The sequence below is a fragment of the Streptomyces phaeolivaceus genome (assembly GCF_009184865.1).
GTDB classification, from domain to species: Bacteria; Actinomycetota; Actinomycetes; order Streptomycetales; family Streptomycetaceae; genus Streptomyces; species Streptomyces phaeolivaceus.
This window is the reverse complement of record NZ_CP045096.1, coordinates 8,651,297-8,669,433: the sequence shown is the minus strand read 5'-3', so window position 1 is coordinate 8,669,433 and position 18,137 is coordinate 8,651,297. Positions and strand designations below refer to the sequence as shown.

Sequence of the window (18,137 nt, the reverse complement as noted above, 5' to 3'; positions counted from 1 at the left end):
CGGTGTACGAATGCGCTGGATGTCGAGGTAGGGCCGTTCAGGGCACGATCGCGTGTTCCACCAGCAGCCGTCCGGCGACGGCGATCGCCTCCGCGTCGATGCCCGCCTCGCGCAACTGCTCCGCGGGGGAGGCCGAGCCCGGCATCGTACGGACGGCGAGGCGCACCAGGCGGGGCACCGGGCGGCCGTCGAGGAAGGCGTCGAGGACCGCGTCGCCGAGGCCGCCCTCCTCGTGGTGGTCCTCGACGGTGAGGAGGCACCCGGTGCGTTCGGCGGCCTCGCGCAGGGTGCGGCGGTCGACGGGCTTGACCGAGTAGAGGTCGATGACCCGGACCTGGATGCCCTCGGCGTCCAGCGCGTCGGCGGCCTTCAGGGCCTCGCGCACGGTGACCCCGGCCGCAACGACGGTGAGCCGGTCGGTGTCGGAGGCGCGCAGCACCTTGCTGCCGCCGACCGGGAACTCCTCGGTCGGGCTGTAGAGGACGGGCGCCTCGCCCCGGGAGGTGCGCAGATAGCGGACGTCTTCGAGGCCGGCCATGGTGCCGACGAGCTTGGCGGTCTGATTGGCGTCGCACGGGTACAGCACAGTCGAGCCGTGCACCGAGCGCATCATCGCCAGATCCTCCAGACCCATCTGGGAGGGCCCGTCCTGGCCGATGGCACAGCCCGCGTGCGAGCCGACGAGGTTGACGCCGGCCCCGCTGATCGACGCCATCCGGATGAAGTCGTGGGCGCGGGTGAGGAACGCCGCGAACGTGGCGGCGTACGGCACCCAGCCGCGGGCCGCGAGGCCCACCGAGGCGGCCACCAGCTGCTGTTCGGCGATGTAGCACTCGAAGTAGCGGTCGGGGTGTTCCTTGGCGAAGAACTCGGAGCGTGTGGAGTCGCCGACCTCGCCGTCCAGGGCGACGACGTCACCGCGCGCGGAGCCGAGCGCGGCGAGCGCCTGCCCGTACGCGTCGCGGGTCGCGACCTCGTCGCCGACCGCGAAGCGCGGCAGCTCCAGATGCCCGGTGCGTACGGCGTGCAGCATCCGGGCGGCGGGCGGCTGGGGGACCTCCACCTGGAGGTCGCGTACGCCGCCGAGTTCCGCGGTCGCCTCCTCGGCGTCCTTGAGCGGTTTGCCGTGCATGCCCTCGCGGTCCTGGACGGCCGCGACGCCCTTGCCCTTGAGGGTGCGGGCGAGGATCACCGTCGGCTGCCCCTTGGTGGACTCGGCCTCGCCGTACGCGCGGTCGACGGCGTCCACGTCGTGGCCGTCGATCTCGATCGTGTGCCAGCCGAAGGCGGCGAAGCGGCGGGCGTAGGCGTCCAGGTCGTGTCCGTGCCGGGTGGGCCCGCGCTGGCCGAGCCGGTTGACGTCGACGATCGCCGTCAGATTGTCCAGATGCTCGTACGCGGCGTGCTCGGCGGCCTCCCACACCGAGCCCTCGGCGAGTTCGCTGTCCCCGCACAGCACCCACACCCGGTTGCCGGTGCGGTCCAGCCGCTTCCCGGCCAGCGCGATGCCGACGCCGACGGGCAGCCCCTGGCCGAGCGAGCCGGTGGCGGTCTCCACCCACGGCAGCCGCCGGGGCGTGGGGTGCCCCTCGAGCCGGCTGCCGAGCTTCCGGAACGTCATCAGCTCGGTCTCGCTGATCGCGCCGGCCGCCTTGTACGCGGCGTAGAGCAGGGGTGAGGCATGGCCCTTCGACAGCACGAAGCGGTCGTTGCCGGGGTGTTGGGGGCGTTCGAAGTCGTACCGCAGATGTCCCGCGAGCAGTACGGCCATCAGCTCGGCGGCCGACATGGACGACGTCGGATGCCCCGAGCCCGCGGCGTCCGACGCACGCACACTGTCGACGCGCAACTGCTGGGCCAGCTCGGTGAGTTGACGGCTGTTCATGACGGTCCTTCCGAACTCTTGGCGGGCTTGCGGGGGTTGTCGGGGGTGAGGGCCGGGGCCGGCCGCTTGGCCAGCTCGGGTGACGCCGTGTCCAGCGGTACGGCCCAGGACCGGACCAGGCCCAACTGGACGCCCTGACGCGGCAGTACGGCGTCGAGGAGCCAGTCGGCGGCGACGCGGACGCGGTTTCCGGGCATGGCGGCGAGGTGGTAGCCGCGGGTGACGGCACCGGCGGCGAGGCCGGACAGCGGCACGCCGAGGGGGTCGGCGGCGGCCTTGACCCCGCCGAGGTCCACGACGAAGCCGAGGTCGCTGTGCCGGTAGGCCTCGGGCTCGCCCCGGCCGAGGGACGCGGCGACGTTGAGCGCGGCGACCCTGCCCTGCCGCCAGGCGTGCTGCGCGGTCATCGGCGTGTACTCGCCGGGCCTGGTCAGATCGGGTACGGCCGCCGCGTCCCCGCAGGCGAACACCTCGGGCCTGCCCGGCACATGCAGGGTGGGCTCGACGAGCAGCCGGCCGCGTTCCATGGGCAGGCCCAGCGACTCGGCGAGCGGATCGGGCCGTACGCCCACACACCACACCAGAGTGCGGGTGTCGACGAACTCCCCGTCGCTCAGCAGCACTCCGTCCGATGTCGCCTCCTTCACGGAGGTCCCCATGCGTACGTCGACGCCCCGCTGCCGCAGCACCTTGTCGGCGGTCCGCGACAGCTTCTCGTCCATCTCGGGCAGCACCCGGTCCGCGATGTCGAGCAGCAGCCAGCGTGGCCGCGCGCTCTCCCGCAGCGGATGTCTCCGTACCAGCGCGTCGGTGAGCATCTGGCCCTGGGCGGCGACCTCGGTGCCGGTGTACCCGGCGCCGACGACCACGAAGGTGCGGCGCGCGTCACGGCTCCCGGGGTCCTCGCCGCCGGCCGCCAGCTCCACCTGCCGTGTCACGTGGTCCCTGAGGTACAGCGCCTCCGGCAGCCCCCGGAAGCCGTGGGCGTGCTCGGCGACACCGGGGATCGGCAGCAGTTTGTTGACGCTCCCGGCGGCGAGCACCAGCCGGTCGTAGGTCAGGGTGCCGACACCGCCCTCGGGGTCGGTGTAGCGCACGGCGCGCGCGTCGAGGTCGATGTCACCGGCCTCGCCGAGCACCAGCCGCACCTGCCGCAGGGTGCCGGTCAGGGAGACCGTGACCCGGCGCGGTTCCAGGATGCCGGCGGCGACCTGGGGCAGCAGGGGCAGATACAGGAAGTAGTCGGTCGGGTTCAGCAGGGTGATGTCGGCCTTGCCCCGGCTCAGCCGGGCGAGGGTGCGGGCCGTGCGGTAACCGGCGAAACCGGCACCGACGATCACGATGCGGGGTCGACTCACGGTTCGCCTCCGACGGGGTCGCGCCTGCGGTCGGTGAACGTACGAGCCTTCCGCGTCCCCCCGGCCACGGCGCCCAAACCGGTCGGCCGCCGGAACGTCCACGGGTTTCCACTGCGACGGCCGGCCTCCCGGCCCGCGACCGCGACGGGGCCGTGCGACGGGGGGAGCCCTCCGCTCAGCGGTCCCGGGGCGGCTCGTGGGGGTCGACTCCGACCTGCGGCGCGGCGCCGGTCGCACCACCGGGGGCGGGGGCCACGGGCGGCACCGGCGGATAGCCGGCCGGGCCCGTCCCGCCCGGGGGCGTCCCCGGAGCCGTACCGCCGGGCACCCGGTCACGGCCCGCCGCGTGTTCTGCCGCGGCTTCTCCCTCGCGCCCGGCCGTCGGCCGGGACGCGGAAGGCCGCGCCGCGCCCCGCAACAGATACGCCGCCGCGCCGAGCACGACGGCGGTGATCAGGGCGGCGGCCCAGTCGGGCACGCCCAGCGAGAGTGCCAGACCGAGGGCCAGCGCCAGAGCGGCACCCGCGTACAGGGCGAGCGCCCCCGACCCGGCGTACAGCGCGGCCCTGCGACGCTGTTTGCGGGTCTGCTGCCGCAGTTCGTCGCGGATGGTCTCGCGCGCCACCCGCGCCAGTTCGTCGGCCAGGTGCTTGTCCAGTTGTTCCCGATGATCCAAGCGGTCCATCGCGCCCGGGTACCCCTGCCGGTGCCCGAGTAACGCGGTGCGGGCCGGCCCCAACTAGGCTTTCCCCATGGAGATTCTCGGCACCACGCTCCGCATCTGCGTCGACGACCTGGAAGCCGCGGTCCCGTTCTACGAGAGACTCTCGGGCGGACCGGCGATGCGTTTCGAACGCGGTGGCGTCCAAGTGGCCGCCGTCGGCTGCTTCCTGCTGATGAGCGGCCCGGAGTCGGAGTTGGAGGTCCTGCGGAAGGTGACCGCCACCCTCGCGGTCGAGGACGTCGACGAGGCCAACCAGGTCCTCACCGCCTCCGGCGCCCAGGTCCTGGCCGGTCCGATCCCCACTCCCGTCGGCCGCAATCTCATCGCGGTGCACCCCGACGGCTCGGTCTACGAGTACGCGGACCGCCGGTCGACCGGATGAACCGGCGAACACCGGTGAATGCCGGCGCACGCCGGGTGGGTGTCACCGGCCGAACGCGGCCACCACGAGGTCCGTGAGCAGCGCGCCCGCCGTGCCGTCGGGGTCCAGATCGGGGTCGTAGATCGTGATGTTGAGGCCGACGCAGTGCGGTGAGCGGACCAACGGGGCGAGCAGCGCGGTCAGTTCGTCGGGGAGGAGGCCGTCGGGGTCGGGGCTGTCGACGGCGGGCATGACGGACGGGTCGAGGACGTCGGCGTCCAGGTGCACCCAGAAACCGCCGAGTTCGGGCGTCTCGAAGCTCTGAGCGGTGACCCGGGCGAGATCGTCCGCGCCCCAGGTCCGCAGATCGCCGACCGTCACCACGGGGATCTTCAGCGCGGCCAGCTCGGCGCGGTCGTCCTCGAACTCGTCGCGGATGCCGAAGAGGCGTACGTCCTCGTCGCGCAGGTAGGGCCCGAGGCCCTCCAGATCGGTCAGGTCCGGCTGTCCGCGCCCGGTGGCGAGCGCCAGTTCCTCGCCGCCGGCCGCGCCCACGCCGTCGGAGTTGCCCGGGTGCCGGAAGTCGGCGGACGCGTCGAGCGCGACCAGTCCGTACCGTCCGATCCGCCGCAGCGCGAGCGAGGCACCGAGCTGGATCGAACAGTCCCCGCCCAGGACGACGGGCAGCTCACCGGCCCGGACGTGCCGTTCGATCCGGTCGGCGAGCCGGCGCGTGTACGAGGCGATCGCGGCGGCGTTGAAGACACCGTCGCCCTCCCGCCAGTCCCCGCGGTCGTAGCGCGGCGGCACCACCACCCCGCCCTCCAGCGCGCCGAGCCGGCGCACGATGCCCTGTTCACGCAGGGCACCGGCCAGCTTGTGGCAGCCGGGCACGGTACCGGGGGCGGGCGGCCGGAGGCCGAGGTTGGAGGGGGCGTCCACAACGACGATGCTGCGCATGGCTCTCATCCTGTGGGACCCGACCGCCCGCCGGGACGGGAATGGATCATTCCGGCCGGGTGGGGCGTTTCATCTCTGTCGTGAGCGCCCACCGCTGGTGGTCACGCCATGCCCCGTCGATGAACAGGAAGTCCGGCGAGAACCCCTCCAGCCGGAACCCGCAGCGCTGGGCGAGGGCGATGGACGCGGCGTTCCCGGGCTGCACATTGATCTCCAGCCGGTGCAGCCCCATGAAGGTGAACGCGTATTCGACGACCAGCCCGAGCCCCTCGGCCATCAGCCCCCGCCCGGCGGCGTGCGCGAAGGCCCCGTAGCCGAGGGCGCCGCTCTGGAAGCCGCCCTCCACGATGTTGTTGATGTTGATGAACCCGGCGATGCCCCCGCCGTCCCTCTCGCACACCAGGAACCCGGCCTTCGTCGGGTCCTCGATGAGCCGCCCCGCGTAGGCGGTGTACGCGGTGGCCGTGATCGGCGGGAACAGCCACGGCTGGTGCAGGGCCTTGCTCTCCCGTGCCCGCACGGTGAACTCGGACGCGTCGGCGGCGGTGAAGTGCCGTATCCCGACGCGGGGGCCTTCGATGAGGTGACGCACGTTCTCGGACACCCCGCCACGGTACGTCGCCGCGCCGCGTCGGCGCGGACGTCACCTGCGCCGTCGCATCACGTACGCCCCGCACACCGCCCCGACCAGGCCGGTCCCCAGCAGGGCCAGCCACAGGGGCATGGTGACCTCGGAGACCAGCAGCCGGATCTCGGTGCTCTGGGTGTTCTGGAAGACGAAGACGAGCGCGAGGATCGCGAGGAGCCCCACGACGACCCTGCCGGGTGTCAGCAGCTCGCCCCATCGCTTGCGTCCGTGCGTCCCGACCCGTTCCTGTGTCTTCGGGCTCATACCTCCAGGATGACGCGAGCCGCCGGGACGCGCCCGGCGAGGACCGTCAGGTCAGCGCCGGCTCGTCCAGCGTCAGCGTGCCCGCCTCGGTGTCCAGCTCCGCCGTCACCCCGAACGGGATCGTCAGCGCCCCCTCCCCGTGCCCGAACCCGAACTCCTCCACCACCGGCACCCCGACCCCGCCGAGCCGGTCCACGAGCAGCGCCCGCACCTTCTCGTACGGGTCGCACTCCGCCCAGGAGCCGAGGACGACACCGGCGACACCGTCGAACCAGCCCGCGCGCAGGAGCTGGGTCAGATAGCGGTCGAGGCGGTAGGTCTCCTCTCCGACGTCCTCCAGGCAGAGCAGGGCGCCCCGGGCGGAGGGCCGGGCGTGGGGGTTGCCCAGCTCGGCGGCGAGCAGGCAGAGGCAGCCGCCGAGCAGCACTCCCCGGGCGCGGCCGGGTATCAGGGCGGTGCTGCCCTCGGCGGCCCGGATCGTGCGGACGGTCTCGGGGGCGAACAGGGTGGCCCGCAGATGGTCCTGGGCCCGGCCGTTCTTGATGAAGTCGACGCCCGCGGCCATGGGGCCGTGCAGCGTGACCAGTCCGGCCCGGGTGGCGAACGCCTCGTGCAGGGCGGTGATGTCGCTGAACCCGACGAGCGCCTTGGGGCCCGCGGCCCGGACGGCGTCCCAGTCGAGCAGGTCGACCATGCGCTGCACGCCGTATCCGCCGCGGGCGCAGAGCACGGCGGACACCGACGGGTCGCACCAGGCGGCCTGGAAGTCGGCGGCCCGGTCGGCGTCCGTGCCCGCGAGGTAGGGGAACTCGGGGTGCCGGTCCAGTGTGCGCGGCGCGACCACGGGGTCCAGGTCCCAGCCGCGCAGAATGTCCAGCCCGGCGCTGAGCCGCTCCTCCGGCACCGGCCCGCTGGGCGCGACGACGGCCACCCGGTCACCGGGGGTGAGACGGGCAGGTCTGGTCAGTGGTGTCACGGGTGTCACTTGGTGAGCTCCAAATTCGGGATTCCCGGAGGATTCAACCCGAAGACCTGCGCGTACAGCGACAGCTCCGCCTCCAGGACCCGCACGGTCGTCTCCGCCCGGCGGAAGCCGTGCCCCTCCCCCTCGAAGGCGATGTAGGCGTGCGGCACCCGCCGCTCCTCCAGCCGGGCCAGGAAACGCTCGCACTGCGCGGGCGGGCAGATCACGTCGTCGAGGCCCTGGAGCAGCAGGAAGGGCGCGGTGATCCGGTCGGCGTGCTCACTGGGCGACCGCTCCGCATAGCGCATCGGTTCCTCGGCCAGGGGCCCCACCAGGCTCTCCAGATACTGGGATTCGAAGTCATGGGTCTCCCCCGACCCCCAGTTCGTGAGGTCGAGGATGGGGTACAGGATCGTCCCGCAGGCGTAGACGTCGGTGGTGGTGAGGGAGACGGCGGCGGTCCAGCCGCCCGCGCTGCCGCCCCGGATGGCCAGCCTGGTCCGGTCGGCGGTGCCCTCGTCGGCGAGGGCGAGCGCGACCGCCGCGCAGTCCTCGACATCGACGACGCCCCACTGCTCGCGCAGCCGGTTGCGGTACTCCCGCCCGTATCCGGTGGACCCCCCGTAGTTGACCTCGGCGACCCCGATGCCGCGTGAGGTGAAGTAGGCGATCGCCAGGTCGAGGACGAGGGGCGCGCGGCCGGTGGGTCCGCCGTGCGCCCAGACGACGTACGGCGGCAGTTCGGTGCTGAAGGCGACGGCGCCCGGGTTGTGCGGCGGGTAGACATGGGCGTGGATCTCGCGTCCGGCGGGGCCGAGGAAGCTGCGGATCTGAGGTTCTGGGTAGTGGGAGGGGTCCACCGGGTCGTCGTGCGCGGCGCCGATCACCCGGGCCTCGCCGGTGGCGGCGTCCAGCTCGACCACCTCGTACGCGCTGCGGGGGCTGGCCCCGATGCCGATGACCCGGCTGCCCCGCGCGGCGAGCGAGGGGGCGAACTCGGTCCAGGGTCCGGCCGCGTCGACGACCTGGCCGGTGTCCAGGTCGAGGATGCCGAGCGCGGTGGCGCCCCGGCCGTGCACCACGGCGGCGAGCCCGTCGTCGAGCAGCGCGAACCAGCGGGAGCCGACCTTCCACAGCGGTCCGCCGAACTCCTCCTCGCGGGCGCACAGTGCCGTGCGCTCGCCGCTGTCGGGGTCGAGGCGGTAGAGGTTCCAGTAGCCGGTGGTGTCGCTGGAGTGGACGAGGGTGCCGTCGGCGGCCCATTCGACCTGGGCGACGGACTCCTCCGGGCCGCCCGCGACGGTCCGGGGCTCGCCCAGCAGGCCGTCCCCGGTCACCTCGGCGACCAGCAGCGAGGTGCCGTCCCAGGGCATCCGAGGATGGTCCCAGCCCAGCCAGGCGGCGCGGCGGCCGTCCGGGGAGAGCCGGGGGCCGGTGACGAACCGGTGGCTGTCGTCGGTGAGTTCGCGTACGGCGTCCCGGTCCTCGGCCGCCGAGCCGTCCAGCGGCACCGCGGCGACGACCCGGCGGACGTCGGTGGGGCCCTCCCCGGTGAACTCCTCCAGGACGCACCACACCTCGTCCCGCTCCGGGTGCGGCCTCGGGTCCACCCAGCGCAGTCCGCCGCCCACCGACGACACCGGGGTGAGCGGGCGGGGCTCGCCGCCGGGTTCGTGGCGGTAGAGGCGCTGGTCGGCGAAGTTCACGAAGACCACGAGGGGGCCGGTGTCCCGCATCAGGCCGGCCCAGGCCTGGCCGCCGTACTCCATGACCCGACTGCGCACGTTCCACGGGGCCGGCAGCACCGACTCCTCCGTGCCGTCGGCCGTGCGCCGCACCAGGGTGCGCCGGCCGCCCTCGGTGGGCCGGGGCTCGGTCCACCACGCCTCGTCGCCGACGAAGCCGACGGACTCGGGATGCCCGTCGTGCGCGGCGGCGAGCGCCGCGTCGATCGGCGAGGGCCATGAACCGTACGCCAGGGTCTGCACCTTGTCCCCCATTTCCTTTGGTCCCCCGTGTGTTCCCCCGTGTGCCGTCACTCAGGCCGTCCGCAGGAAGCGGTCGAGGACATGGACACCGAAGTGGAGCGCCCCCACGGGGACGCGTTCGTCGACCCCGTGGAACATCGCCGCGTAGTCGAAGCCCTCGGGGAGTCTCAGCGGCGAGAAGCCGTAGCCGGTGATGCCGAGCCGCGAGAACTGCTTGGCGTCCGTGCCGCCGGGCATGCAGTACGGCACCACATGGCCCTCGGGCGCGAACTCCTCCACGGCGGCCCGCATCCGGGCGTACGTCACCGAGTCCACGGGGGCCTGGAGTGCCACCTCCCGGTGTTCGTACTCCCACTCCACGTCGGGTCCGGTGAGCCGGTCGAGGGTCTCCCGGAACTCGTCCTCGCCGCCGGGCAGATACCGGCCGTCCACATGGGCGACGGCCTCCCCCGGGATCACATTGATCTTGTAACCGGCGTCCAGCATGGTCGGGTTGGCGCTGTTGCGCATGGTCGCCTCGACCAGGGCGGCGGCCGGGCCGAGCTTGTCGAGCAGCCGGTCGACGCCGTCGGGGTCGTCGAGATCGGCCTCGACGCCGTACAGCGCGGCGAGTTCGGTGAGGGCCGCGCGGACGGTCGGGGTGAGCCGGAGGGACCACTCGTGGCTGCCGATCCTGGCGATCGCCGCCGCGAGGCGGGTGACCGCGTTGGCCCGGTTCACCTTGGAGCCGTGGCCGGCCCGGCCGCGCGCGGTGAGCTTCAGCCAGCCGGTGCCGCGCTCCCCCGCCGCGATCGGATAGATCTGCCGTCCGGAGCCGTCGTGGAAGGTGAACGCCCCCGACTCGCTGATGCCCTCGGTACAGCCCTCGAAGAGCCCGGCGTGCCGGTCGGCGAGGAACCCGGAGCCGTCCTCGGCGCTCGCCTCCTCGTCGGCGGTGAACGCGATCACGACATCCCTGCGGGGGCGTACGCCCGTGCGCGCCCAGTGCCGGGCGACCGCGAGGATCATCGCGTCCATGTTCTTCATGTCGACCGCGCCCCGGCCCCAGACCACGCCGTCGCGGATCTCCCCGGAGAACGGGTGCACGGTCCAGTCGGCGGCCTGCGCGGGCACCACGTCCAGATGACCGTGGACGAGCAGCGCGTCGGCGGACGGGTCGGTGCCCTCGATCCGCGCGACCACGTTCGTACGGCCCTCGGTGCGTTCCAGCAGGGTGGGCTCGATGCCGACTTCGGCCAGCAGGGCGGCGGCGTACTCGGCGGCGGGCCGCTCCCGGCAGTCCCCGCCGCCGCGGTTGGTGGTGTCGACGCGGATGAGGTCGGAGGTGAACCGGACGACCTCGTCCAGCGCCCGCTGGTCCACCGGTGCTGTCTGCTCAGCCATACGCTTCCTCCACCGCGGCCGAGACGATCGTGGTGACCGCCTTGAAGGTGCGGATTCCCTCGTACATGGTCGGGCTCGTGTACGCCACTTTGCGTTCACCGGTACGGGTCACGCCCGGGACGACGGTCGCGGCCATCGCCAGGTGCTCGGCGTCGAACTCCAGCGCCACGGTGAACGGGCCGCCCCTGACCGGCTGGTGGCGGACGGCGAGCGCGGCGGCCTCCTTCGCCGCCGCGCGGATGTCGGCGGCCGTTCTCGCCGGGGTGCGGCACACCGCCGCGTACCGCGAGACATGGTCCTTGACCGCCACTTTGAGCGCCTCGGGCGCATACCCGAGGGCGTCCTCGCACGCCACGTCGTCACCGGTCACCAGCACCACCGGTACCCCGTACTCGGCCACCACATGCGAGTTGAGCAGTCCCTCGCTGGCCCGCTCGTCGTTCACCCAGACCCCGGTGATCGAGTTCGCCAGGTAGGTGTGGGCGAGGACACCCTCCATGCCGGCGCCCGCGTGATAGCCGACGAAGGCGATGCCGTCCACGTCGCCGTGCTGCACGCCCTCCACCATGGACAGGTCCTTGTGGCGTCCGGTGAGCATCCGCGCGCGCTCGTCCAGCTCCTCCAGCAGCAGATTGCGCATGGTCCAGTGCGCCTCGTTGATCAGGACCTCGTCGGCGCCGCCGTCGAGGAAGCCGAGCACGGCTGCGTTCACGTCGGAGGTGAACATCGAGCGGCACCGCTCCCACTGCGGTGTCCCCGGCAGCACGTCGGCCGGCCAGGTCACACCGGTGGCGCCCTCCATGTCGGCGCTGATGAGGATCTTCATGGCTCGAACCGTACGCGTTCCCGCCCGATCCGTGGCAAGCCTGTGGATAACTCTCACCGCCACGGCCCACCGGCGCGCCGCCCCGACGTCCACCGGGGCGGCGCGCGGCCCCGCCGGAGCGGCTCCTACACCGTGCGTCCCACCACGTACCACCTGGACGGGAGTTCGATCCGGGTGCCGTCGGCGGTGTGTTCGGTGGTGATCAGTGGGAGTTCGCCTTCGGCGACGAGGCCGAGGCCGGACACGCCGAGATAGCGCGGGATCGCGGCGTCGGAGACCTCACCGGGGGCGATGCCGTGGCGGAAGATCGGGGCGAGCTTGGCGGGCGGGCCGCCCGGACCTGCCGCGAGGCCCATGAGAACGGGTTTGGCGGCCTCGGAGAGTTCGACGAGGCAGGCCCGCCCGCGCTCGCCGACCAGCGTGGCGACGGTGTCGACGAGGCGTTGCCGGTCGTCGGGCTCGCACTGGTGGAGGACGCCCCGCACATAGACGTTGGCGTCGCCGAGGTCGGCGTGGAGGGTCTCGGCGTCCGCCTTGTCGGCCGCGTCGAGCGGGCGGTAGCCGGCCCGGCCGTCGGGGTCGGCGCGGCGGGCCCGGTCGAGGGCGGCGGTGGAGAGGTCGGCGCCGATCACCCGGCGGAAGCGGTCGGCCAGGAACCGGGTCTGGGTGCCGTTGCCGCAGCCGAGGTCGACGAGGGGCAGGTCGGGGGCGGTCAGATACGGCTCGAACAGCGCGAGATGAACGGCCGCGGTCCGTTCGGGCCCGGCGTCCCAGAAGACCGCGCCCGGTTCGTCGGGGGCCTCCCGCCAGAACCCCTCCCAGGACTCCCGGTACCGGCTGGTCACGCTCATGCCCACCCCCGCGGTAGTGACGCCGGGCCCGCCGCACCGGGGGCCCAGATCGGTGTACCGCGCCCGGATCGCGTGGGCAAGCACCCTGCGCGCACCTTCACCTCTCGTTCAGAACCCGTGCGCCTCCGCGCGCCCCGCACGCCCCCTGACCCCACGGTCACCGGACACCGTGGGCTCAGCGCCGCCTCGGCAGCGTCAGTTCGCACCACACCGTCTTGCCCGCGCCCGTCCGGCTGGTCCCCCATTCGCGGGCGAGGGTGGTCAGGACGCGCAGCCCTCGGCCGTGCTCGTCCGTGGGCCCCGCGCTGAGCAGGGTCGGCAGGGTGGGGTCGTCGTCGTAGACCTCGCACTGCAGGGTGTCGCCGCGCACCAGGCGGAGTTCGACGCGGCGTCCGCGCGCGTGCCGTACGGCGTTGGTGACGAGTTCGCCGACCAGGAGGACGGTGGTGTCCACGAGGCCGGCCAGGCCCCAGACGTGGAGCTGTTCACGGACGACGGCACGCGCGCGTGCGGCCTCGACCGGGTCGGGGGCGAAGCGCCACTCGGCGACGTCCTCGGGTTCGATGCCGTTGAGCCGGGCCATCAGCAGGGCCACGTCGTCCTTGCGGCCACCGCGGGTGTTGAGGGCGCGGATGATGGTGTCGCAGGCGTCGTCCATGGAGGCGGCCGGGTGGGCGGCGGACTCGCAGAGGGTGGCGAGGCCGACACCGATGTCCTCGCCGCGCACCTCGACCAGCCCGTCGGTGCACATCACCAGCCGGTCGCCGGGCTCCACGCGCACGCGTACCGCCTCGAAGGGCACCCCGCCGACGCCGATGGGCGCGCCCGTGGGCAGGTCGAGGAGCTCGCTGCGGCCGTCCACCGCGCGGACCAGGACGGGCGGGATGTGGCCGGCGTTGGCCAGGTGCAGTTCGCCCGCGATGGGGTCGTAGACGGCGTAGAGGCAGGTCGCGAGGTAGTGCTCGCCGAGGCGCCGGGCGAGGTCGTCGAGATTGCGCAGGAGCTGCGCGGGCGGCAGGTCCAGGGCGGCCATGGTCTGTACGGCCGTGCGCAACTGGCCCATCATCGCGGCCGAGTTGAGGCCGTGCCCCATGACGTCGCCGACGACCAGGGCGGTGCGGGCGCCGGGCAGTTTCACCGAGTCGAACCAGTCGCCGCCGACGCGCCCGAGGAGGGTGCCGGGGAGGTAGCGGGTGGCGATGTCGCAGCCCGCCATGTGGGCCTCGATCTGCGGGAGCATGCTGTCCTGGAGCGTCTCGGCGACGTTCTCCTGGTAGGTGTACATACGCGCGTTGTCGAGGACGAGGCCCGCGCGGGCGGCGAGTTCGGCGCCGGTGACGCGGTCCATGTCGTCGAAGACCTCGCGCTCCGGGTGGCGCAGCAGGATCATGAAGCCGAGCACGACGTTGCGGGCCTTCAGGGGGACGACCAGCATGGAGCGGCCGGTGATCAGCGGCCGGATGTCGCGCTTCTCGAACTGCGCGGCGATCGCGTGCCCCATCCGCTCGCTGATGCGCGGGACGAGGACGGGGTCGCCGGTGGTCATGCACTGGAAGAACGGGGTGTGCGCCGGGAAGGGCATGGCCTCGCCGACGGGCACGACGTCGTCCCAGCGGCCCGGTTCGTCCGTGTGCTCCACGGCGACCCGGTGCCACAGGGTGGTGGTGTCCGGGACGCCGTCGGGGAAGCCCTCGCCGGCGACGACCTGTTCGCGCAGATAGGTGCCGGCGACATCGGTGAAGCGGGGCACGACCGCCCGGCTGACCTCGACGATGGTCCGGGACAGATCGAGCGAGGTGCCGATGCGTCCGCTGACCTCGTTGAGGAACTCCAACCGCTCGCGTACGGCCGCGTGTTCGAGGTCCTCGCCCTCGTCCCGTACGTCCTCCGGGACGGGCAGGCCCTGTGCGACGGCGCGCGCGGCGCGTGCCCGCCGGGCCTGGCGCTCCGCGCGCCGGGGCACGCCCCAGTCGGGGGTGACGGGCACCCGGTCGTTCTGGCTGAACTCCAGCACCGGATAGCCCAGTTCGAGGACCTGGGCGACGATACGGGCGCTCTCGCCGACGCTCATGCTGGGCAGGATCTCGGGGAGTCCGCGGGCGAGTTCCTCGGCGCCGGGGAAGTCGGTGTGCAGGGCGAAGCCGGGCGCGATGCGTTCGACGGCCACGGCGGTCACGGCCGTCTCCTCGTCCCGCCCGCGCGGTGCCTCGTCGTGCCGTCCGCGCAGGGTCTCGGCGTCGGCGGCCAGCACGAGGAGCCGCTCCCGGCCGGGGCCGACCAGGGGGTAGGCCCACCACAGGACGTCTATCCGGTCGCGGTCCGGCACGGTGAGCCGGGCGCGGCCCGCCGCCGGGTAGGACAGCTGTCCGTCGAGCGAGGTCTCCAGGTCGTGGCCGAGGGCGTCGTATCCGCCGTACGCCCCGTGGCGCGGGCGGTCGTCCTCGTCCGGGAGGGCGCCGGAGACGGGCAGCAGGTCGAGGGCGGGGCGGCCCACCGCGTCGTCCTTGGTGGTGCCGAAGAGCCGGCGTGCGCCGGTGCTCCAGTGCGACACGAGACCGCCGCGGTCGACGACGACCACGGCCAGGGGGATGCGGCCGACCGCGGTGTGCTCCGCCGTGCCGTCACCGGCTCCGTGGCCGGTGGTCGCACCCGTGTCGGTGCCACGGTCCATGGCCAAGGCCCTTTCTGCCCCCGGGTCGCGAGATCTGCGCCGCCTTCACCACCGTACGACCGCGTAGCTTCGCGATGTGTGGCAATACGCGAATTGCTCCCTCAGAGGCTCCGGCGCACGCGCGGATCGCACGGGAGGCGCACGATCACTCGCACGCCCCCCACATGACCACCGGCCCGCTCAGTCCGCGTACCCCAGTTGCAGATCCCGTTCCGTGCGGCCTCCGCCGGCGATCTGGAGCACGGTCGCGACGGGGGGATAGCCGGTGGCGATGACCGTGTACTCGCCGGAGGAGAGGTCGACGAACCGGAACGTTCCGTCGATGCCGGTGGTGAGGCTGTCGACGACGTTCCCGGCGGCGTCGAGGAGCGTCACGCGGGCGTCCTCCACCGGTCGGCCGCCCCCGGCGCGGACCGTGCCCCGCAGGACGGCTCCCCCGGCGAGTTCGACGTCCTGACGGGTCTCGCGGGCGGCCCGGACGGTGACGGGGAGCGCGGCGGGGCGGTAGGCGTGGGCGCTCGCGGCGAGGGTGTACTCCCCGGCGACCAGTTCGGTGATGAGGTACTCGCCCTCCTCCCCGCTGCGGGTGGTGACGACGACCTCGCCGTGCACATTGGTGAGCGTGACGGTCGCGTCGCCGACCGCCCGGCCGTCCGCCGTGCGCACCGTCCCGACCAGGCGTCCCGCGCCGCCGAGCACGATGTCGACCTCCACCGGCCGCTCCCCCACGGTGACGCTCACGGCCTGCGGCTGGTGGCCGCCGGCCGCCGCGATCAGCACATACGCCCCCGGCCCGGGGGTGGACAGCGCGTACCGCCCGTCCTCGCCGCTGCCGCCGCGCCCGGTCTGCCGTCCGGTGCCGTCGATGAGGGTGAGCGCGGCCCGGGGCACCACGGTCCCGTCGGGATGCTGGACTGTGCCGCAGACGGGCACCCCGGGGACGTACGGCGAACGCGCGTGCGGGATCTGGACGGAGGGCGTGGGCACGGGCCCGGACGCGGACACGGACTCGAACTCGGACACAGACTCGGACGTGGACTCGTACGCGGACTCGGCGGGAACCTCGTCGAAGGACACCGGGGTTTTCTCCTTGAGGAAGCAGGCGATCAGGAGCCCGAGGACGAGCACCGGCGTGAGGTACAGGAAGATCCTCGGCAGGGCCTCCGCGTAGGCGTCGACATAGGCGTCGCGCAGCGGGGCGGGCAGGGTGTGGACGAGGCCGGGGGTGAGGGAGCCGGGGTCGGGGAGGACGGCGCCCGTGCGCTCCGGGAGGCGGTCGGCGAGCCGGGCCACGAGGAGCGCGCCGAAGGCGGCCACGCCGACGCTGCCGCCGATCTGCCGGAGGTAGTTGCCCGCGGCGGTGGCGGGCCCGAGGTCGGCGGGGCGTACGGAGTTCTGCACGGCGAGGATCAGGACCGGCATCACCATGCCGATACCGGCGCCGAGGACGGCCGTCCAGATGCCGAACTGCAGCCGGGGCGTGTCCGTCTCCAGCCGGGACAGCAGCCAGACGCCCAGCGCGGTCAGGGCGGTGCCGAGGACGGGGTACGTCCGGTAGTGCCCGGTGTGCGCGATGAGCCGGCCGGAGAGGACGGACGCGCCGACGATGCCGGCCGTCATCGGCAGCATCAGCAGTCCGGCCTCGGTGGCGGAGATCCCGCCGACCATCCGCAGCTGGGTCGGCAGAAAACCGGCGGTGGTGAACAGGGCGATGCCGAGGGCGGCGCCCACGAGGCCGGTCACGACGAAGACCGGGTCCCTGAACAGCCGCAGGGGGACGAGGGGTTGGACGGCGAACCGTTCGGCGACGAGGAAGAGGACGGTCGCCAGGGCCGCGCCGGCGGCGAGCCCGAGGACGGGCCGTGAGTGCCAGGCGTACGCGGTGCCGCCCCAACTCGCCAGCAGGACCGCGCAGGTGGAGGCGGCGGCGAGCAGCAGCGTGCCCAGGACGTCGAGGCGGCCCCTGGCCGTGGGCCTCGGCAGCCGGAGCGCGAAGGTGACGACGGTCAGGGCGAACAGCCCGAGGGGCACGTTGAGGTAGAAGCACCACCGCCAGGACAGTTGGTCCGTGAGCCATCCGCCGAGCAGGGGTCCACCGACGGAGGCGAGGCCGAACACGGCGCCCACCAGGGCGAGATGGCGGCCCCGGTGCCGGGTCGGCAGGATCTCGGCCATGATCGCCTGCACACCGATCATGAGGCCGCCCGCGCCGACACCCTGGAGCGCGCGGAACGCGATGAGCTGGTCCATGCCGCGGGAGGACCCGGCGAGCGCGGAGCCGGCCACGAAGACCACGAGCGCGCACTGGAAGACGCCCTTGTGGCCCCGGAGTTCACCGAGTCTGCCGTAGACGGGCAGGGTGACGGTGGCGGTGAGCAGATAGGCGGCGATCGTCCAGGACATACGGTCCACGCCGTGCAGCTCGCCGACGATCTCGGGGAGGGCGGTGGCGACGACCATCTGCTCCAGCGCGGCGAGGAGCAGGACGAGCAGCAGTGCGGCGAAGACCCACCGGACGCGGTGCGGGCCGAGTGGGGGAGGTCCGTCCGCCGGTGGCGGTGGAGCGGGTGTGGTGGTCGGTTCGTCCTTCACCAGTGTGGTCGCGCCCATGCGTACCGCTCCCCTCGTCGCACTTACCGCACAATTCCCGCGTTAAGCGGCAACTGTCGGCAAGTGCGGCGAGTTACGGCATTCCGGGGAGCGTCACGGAGATCCACTCGAACCGGTGAGGGGGGCAACGAACCCCGGACGGGCGCCGGTTGGGCCCGGCGTTCCCGGCGCTACTTCTCCACCTCGGCGGCCAGGTTGGCGAGCAGGGCGTCGTAGATCCGGGCGAGGCCCTTGGGGGCGAAGGTCTTCTCGAAGAAGCCGCCGATGCCGCCGGCGCCCTGCCAGGTGGTGGTGACGACGACACGGGAGCCGCCCTCGCCGGCCGGGGTGACCCGCCAGACGGTGACCATGGAGGAGTTGCGGTCCTTCTCGACCAGTTCGCCGTCGGAGGGCTCGGTGACCTCCAGCAGACAGTCGCGTACGCGCTTCTTGGTGGCCTGCAGCTTCCAGTGGACGAGGGTGCCCTCGCCGTCGCCGCCCTCGCGCACCTCGTACTCACTGAAGTGCTGCGGCATCAGCTTCTCGCGCGCGCCGTTGTACTCGGCGAGGGTGTCGAACACCGTTTCCGCGTCCGCCGCTACGACTCGTTCGGTCGTGGCCTCGACCTGCGCCATTGCACTTCCTCCAGCACTTGGTAACTCGGGGATGTGCGGAAAGCCAACCA

The 18,137-nt window shown here is 73.1% G+C and carries 15 protein-coding genes; 1 reads left to right on the top strand and 14 read right to left on the bottom strand.

Going from position 1 to position 18,137, the window contains the following annotated elements:
* Positions 1–37: 37 nt before the first annotated feature.
* The 3 genes from F9278_RS39570 to F9278_RS39560 form a co-directional block, all read right to left on the bottom strand.
* Positions 38–1,885, bottom strand: a complete 1,848-nt coding sequence (locus F9278_RS39570; RefSeq protein ID WP_152172594.1) for a transketolase — start codon at positions 1,883–1,885, stop codon at positions 38–40.
* Entirely contained in the window at positions 1,882–3,243 is a 1,362-nt protein-coding gene (locus tag F9278_RS39565) for an NAD(P)/FAD-dependent oxidoreductase (RefSeq protein WP_152172593.1), read from the bottom strand. The genes F9278_RS39570 and F9278_RS39565 overlap by 4 nt, the downstream gene beginning before the upstream one ends.
* A 175-nt stretch (positions 3,244–3,418) precedes the next feature.
* Positions 3,419–3,928 (bottom strand): phage holin family protein, encoded by a 510-nt coding sequence (locus F9278_RS39560; protein ID WP_152172592.1) that lies wholly within the window; start codon positions 3,926–3,928, stop codon positions 3,419–3,421.
* A gap of 67 nt (positions 3,929–3,995) precedes the next feature.
* Between F9278_RS39560 and F9278_RS39555 the strand changes: the two genes are divergently transcribed.
* Positions 3,996–4,349 carry a VOC family protein gene (locus tag F9278_RS39555; RefSeq protein WP_152172591.1) on the top strand — a complete coding sequence of 118 codons (354 nt, stop codon included), beginning with the start codon at positions 3,996–3,998 and terminating at the stop codon, positions 4,347–4,349.
* A gap of 42 nt (positions 4,350–4,391) precedes the next feature.
* Here the strand turns inward: F9278_RS39555 and F9278_RS39550 are convergent, their stop codons facing one another.
* From F9278_RS39550 to F9278_RS39500, 11 genes are all read right to left on the bottom strand, one after another.
* Positions 4,392–5,288 (bottom strand): arginase family protein, encoded by an 897-nt coding sequence (locus F9278_RS39550; RefSeq protein ID WP_152172590.1) that lies wholly within the window; start codon positions 5,286–5,288, stop codon positions 4,392–4,394.
* 46 nt (positions 5,289–5,334) lie between these two features.
* A complete protein-coding gene (locus F9278_RS39545; RefSeq protein WP_152172589.1) occupies positions 5,335–5,892 on the bottom strand; it encodes a GNAT family N-acetyltransferase in 558 nt (185 codons plus the stop codon).
* Positions 5,893–5,931: 39 nt separating this feature from the next.
* Positions 5,932–6,180, bottom strand: a complete 249-nt coding sequence (locus tag F9278_RS39540) for a lipopolysaccharide assembly protein LapA domain-containing protein (protein ID WP_152172588.1) — start codon at positions 6,178–6,180, stop codon at positions 5,932–5,934.
* A 46-nt stretch (positions 6,181–6,226) separates the two neighbouring features.
* Positions 6,227–7,156 (bottom strand): S66 peptidase family protein, encoded by a 930-nt coding sequence (locus F9278_RS39535; protein WP_152172587.1) that lies wholly within the window; start codon positions 7,154–7,156, stop codon positions 6,227–6,229.
* Between the two features lie 5 nt (positions 7,157–7,161).
* Positions 7,162–9,144 carry a S9 family peptidase gene (locus tag F9278_RS39530; protein WP_152172586.1) on the bottom strand — a complete coding sequence of 661 codons (1,983 nt, stop codon included), beginning with the start codon at positions 9,142–9,144 and terminating at the stop codon, positions 7,162–7,164.
* Positions 9,145–9,183: 39 nt separating this feature from the next.
* Positions 9,184–10,515 (bottom strand): M20/M25/M40 family metallo-hydrolase, encoded by a 1,332-nt coding sequence (locus F9278_RS39525; protein WP_152172585.1) that lies wholly within the window; start codon positions 10,513–10,515, stop codon positions 9,184–9,186.
* Complete coding sequence (locus F9278_RS39520) at positions 10,508–11,341, bottom strand: M55 family metallopeptidase (RefSeq protein ID WP_152172584.1); 834 nt, start codon at positions 11,339–11,341, stop codon at positions 10,508–10,510. Before F9278_RS39520 ends, F9278_RS39525 begins: the two co-directional genes overlap by 8 nt.
* A gap of 125 nt (positions 11,342–11,466) precedes the next feature.
* Entirely contained in the window at positions 11,467–12,192 is a 726-nt protein-coding gene (locus tag F9278_RS39515) for a class I SAM-dependent methyltransferase (protein WP_152172583.1), read from the bottom strand.
* A gap of 175 nt (positions 12,193–12,367) precedes the next feature.
* Positions 12,368–14,863 carry a SpoIIE family protein phosphatase gene (locus F9278_RS39510; protein WP_152172582.1) on the bottom strand — a complete coding sequence of 832 codons (2,496 nt, stop codon included), beginning with the start codon at positions 14,861–14,863 and terminating at the stop codon, positions 12,368–12,370.
* 180 nt (positions 14,864–15,043) lie between these two features.
* Positions 15,044–17,473 (bottom strand): MFS transporter, encoded by a 2,430-nt coding sequence (locus tag F9278_RS39505; protein WP_152172581.1) that lies wholly within the window; start codon positions 17,471–17,473, stop codon positions 15,044–15,046.
* A 170-nt stretch (positions 17,474–17,643) separates the two neighbouring features.
* On the bottom strand, positions 17,644–18,087 hold the full coding sequence (locus F9278_RS39500; protein ID WP_152172580.1) for an SRPBCC family protein: 444 nt from the start codon (positions 18,085–18,087) through the stop codon (positions 17,644–17,646).
* Between the last annotated feature and the right edge of the window lie 50 nt (positions 18,088–18,137).